Annotated in this window: 3 protein-coding genes; all 3 read right to left on the reverse strand. The window is 30.7% G+C overall.

Translation table 11 applies throughout. The annotated features are described in order from the left end of the window. Positions 1 to 92: 92 nt before the first annotated feature. From C7954_RS13305 to C7954_RS13315, 3 genes are read right to left on the reverse strand one after another with little or no spacing between them, the layout of a single operon-like run. On the reverse strand, positions 93 to 1,142 hold the full coding sequence (locus tag C7954_RS13305; RefSeq protein ID WP_134060292.1) for a tyrosine-type recombinase/integrase: 1,050 nt from the start codon (positions 1,140 to 1,142) through the stop codon (positions 93 to 95). Then, entirely contained in the window at positions 1,139 to 2,101 is a 963-nt protein-coding gene (locus tag C7954_RS13310) for a tyrosine-type recombinase/integrase (protein ID WP_134060294.1), read from the reverse strand. The genes C7954_RS13305 and C7954_RS13310 overlap by 4 nt, the downstream gene beginning before the upstream one ends. Then, positions 2,098 to 3,327 carry a site-specific integrase gene (locus C7954_RS13315; protein WP_134060296.1) on the reverse strand — a complete coding sequence of 410 codons (1,230 nt, stop codon included), beginning with the start codon at positions 3,325 to 3,327 and terminating at the stop codon, positions 2,098 to 2,100. Before C7954_RS13315 ends, C7954_RS13310 begins: the two co-directional genes overlap by 4 nt. Between the last annotated feature and the right edge of the window lie 172 nt (positions 3,328 to 3,499).

Consider the following 3,499-nt stretch of genomic DNA (forward strand, 5'->3'; position numbering starts at 1 on the left):
AGGGTGATTATCCTGATAAATTAATTATTCCGATTTTCAAAAGAATATAAAAGTATATCATTAAAGTAGTCCATGAAAATCGGAATAATATTTTACTTCAAACCATATAGTTTTCGGATTATTTCATCATCATTTTTCCAATATGCTGACTTTGCCTCTTCGTTTAATGGATTATTATTACCTGTCGCCTTTTGAATTGCTTTACGTTTCATTTCTGTATCTGCATATGCATAGATAAGCGTTGTTTCTAAATTTTCGTGACCCAGCCATTCAGATAATAAAGCTAATGGCATTCCCCCACGGTAAAGATGCATTGCACGTGTTTTTCTAAACATGTGTGGGTGTACCTTTAAAGGAACATCTTTACAAATGATTTTTGCGGATTGGCCATATTTATTCATAAATCTTGCTACGTTGTCATCTGACATTTGTTGTTTTAAACCATGCCTTGTTGTATAGAATAAATATTGATTTGGATCATATCCTTCTGATCTATGAAAAATATCCAGATAGTTATGAAAATGGGCTACTGTCTTTTGCATAAGGGGAACCACACGTTTTTTTGTACCCTTTCCAGTAAGATATGCACAGGGTGTTTTAGAATCTACTGAGAAATCTTTTACTTTAATATCAAGAATTTCTCTATTTCTTGCTGCTGTATCATACATTAGGACCATAAAAAATAAATCCCTTATTCCTTTTTTTGTATTAGTATTGGGCTGTGCAAGTACTGCTTTTAATGCTTCTTCTGACATAAATTCAATAACTTTTGATTTCATATTTTTTTTGAGTGGAATTTTCTGAAGATCATTCCGATATGGTATTAAGACTGGATCCATATTTCCTGCATATTTAAAAAATGAACGAATGCATGACAAACGTTGGTTTCTTGTCGATATACCACAGTTTCTCTCTTTCTCCAACCAGTCTAAAAATTCACTAATAATCTGATGGTCAAGCAATGAAAATGTAATATCTTCTAAAAGAATCTGCTTTTTTTCAATAATAAAATTCAGTAGAATATTCAGTGATTCTCGATATGATTTAATTGTATTCTCACTGCAACATTTCTGTTCTGGAAGATATATGACAAGATAATCCCTTAACAATCTAAATAATTTTTCATCTTTCATTTTTTTCATAACTTCACCTCTGGTATGAGATCATCAAATTTATTCCAGTTAATAATTGATGAGTTTATTAATCTTTCAGGTAAAAGATGAATATAATAAGCGGTTTCAGAAAAATTTGAGTGACCCATATATGCACTTAAATAAGGCAAACAAACATAAAGATCTTTACCTTCATCCATCCAGTTCTGAAGAGTACGTGTGGCATAATTATGCCGAAAATCAGATACTCTTGGTCGAGATCCATGAAAGTCATAAATTCCAGCAATATCCCAGCATTTCCAGAATAGATTTTGTATCCAATCTGCTGTATAAGGATTTCCATTTGGGCTTTGAAAAAAATATTTTCTATCTTTATATTTTTTTTTAATTTGATTATCATATCTGGTACATAAGGCTAATACATCTTTTGAGATCACAATAATTCGATCTTTATGCATTTTTGTTTCACTTATATAAATAATTCCTGTTTCAAGATTAATATTACAACATTTGATATTTCTAATTTCGTTAGGACGGAGACCACAGCAATAAAGTAGACGAAAAAGAACTGGTGCAGTAATCTCCCTGAAGGGAGAAAGTTTATGTGCTGAAATGTTATCTGTTGCTTTAAAGAAAGCGCTTAATTCTAAGTCTGTAAATATATAAGGAGTAAACGGCTTAAAACTTCCGATCATCTCCGAAGGAACAATATAAGCCATTATACCAACAGAACTAAGATATTTACCAAATTCTCTAATTGCTATTAGCCTTCTTTTTACACCATTAATATTTTCACCTGATCTTCTACAACCCCACTTCATTACAAGACTTTGGGTTAAAACAGATTCCTCTGGGAAATATTGGAGACAAAACTTATCAAAGTTCAGAAGGAATTTATAATAACTACTTCGCGAATACCCAAGTGCCTCCTTATATTGAAGCATATTATTCATTTGTTTTGCAAAAAGACTCTGAAAAGGAGAAGTCATAGCAATTCCTCCTTTTGAGTTTCAATTCCATTAAGGTTTAAAGCACACTCTGCTAACATTAAATTATTTAGAGAAAGATATTGCTTAGTTGAATCTTGATTATGGTGACCCAGGACCTGAGATATGGTTGGAAGAGGAACACCTGCTTCCAGCATCCATGTCCCCATAGAACGACGTAATGCGTGAAATCTATGATTAGAAATTCCTGCACTCTTACAATATTTTTTAATAATACTGTAACTACTTCCTCTATCTGAAAGTTTAGTATAAGGTGCTATTGACCTTATAAAAACATTGGGAGAATCAGTATCTGGGCGACCTAAAAGAATATAATCATAAATAGCCTTTTCTGTATTTATGTCTAGTGGAAGAACTAAAGAACGACCAGTCTTTTTTTGAACTATACGTATCTCATCTTTATTCCAATCAATATCCGTAAGCTTAAGATTTATTATATCTACAGAACGAAGCCCTGTATGAGAAGCAAGATAAATAATAGCATAATCGCGTTTTCCTTTTGCTGTAGAGGTATCAATCTGATCCAAAATTGACTGAACTTCTTCATGGCTGAAACAGGGGAGAACTTTTCTTTTTGGCCTTGAAGCTTTATATAATATTGTTTCTACATTAAGATCCGTTATTTTATTTTCGTTAAGATAATTGAAAAACTTTTTTACAGAAAAAAGAACATTATCCATACTACCATGATGTTTTGGTGAAATATTTAATAAAAAATCATGTACTTCATTAATAGTTATCCTTTTCAGATCAATATGTCCATTATTCTCTATAAATTCAAGAAACTGTAGTGTGTTAGATTTAATATATAATACTGTTGCAGGAGCTAATTGGCTAACGATGTTCTTTTCAAAATCAAGGATAATAAAATTAAAATATTCATTTACTTTGATTTTAGAACGTTTATGCCGAATTCTCCACACCAAAGTGCCTGTTGTATAATATTCATCTAATAACTCAACTGCTTTTCGAAGGACTCTATAATATTTTTTAGATATTTTTTTATTATTTAATCTTTCTTTCTGAATCTTAAGAAAATCATCTGTGATGTCCTTTGAATAAATAAGCGTTCCCCTTTTTTTAGCATAAGAATTAATAGAAGAGAAGGCACTATACCTATAACTCTTTATAGTACTTTCACTTAGATTAAAAGAACACATCAAATCCAGTACAAGATCAATCATTTCTTTTAATTTAATTTGTTTCATAAATATCACTCCAATAAAATTTAGTCAGGAAATATCCTGCTAATTCTATTATCGTTGATATTTTATAAAATTGCTACAAAAAATTTATCCCGATTTTTATAAATGTTAATAACTATTTATCAAGATACTTGCTCGAAAATCGGAATAATTAATTTATCGGGATAATCGCCCT

The sequence above is a fragment of the Halanaerobium congolense genome (genome assembly GCF_004366375.1).
GTDB lineage: Bacteria > Bacillota > Halanaerobiia > Halanaerobiales > Halanaerobiaceae > Halanaerobium > Halanaerobium congolense.

Coding starts and splice junctions, on each gene's coding strand:
- C7954_RS13305 (WP_134060292.1), bottom strand. CDS start 1,142: ATGAAAAAAATGAAAGATGAAAAATTATTTAGATTGTTAAGGGATTAT.
- C7954_RS13310 (WP_134060294.1), bottom strand. CDS start 2,101: ATGACTTCTCCTTTTCAGAGTCTTTTTGCAAAACAAATGAATAATATG.
- C7954_RS13315 (WP_134060296.1), bottom strand. CDS start 3,327: ATGAAACAAATTAAATTAAAAGAAATGATTGATCTTGTACTGGATTTG.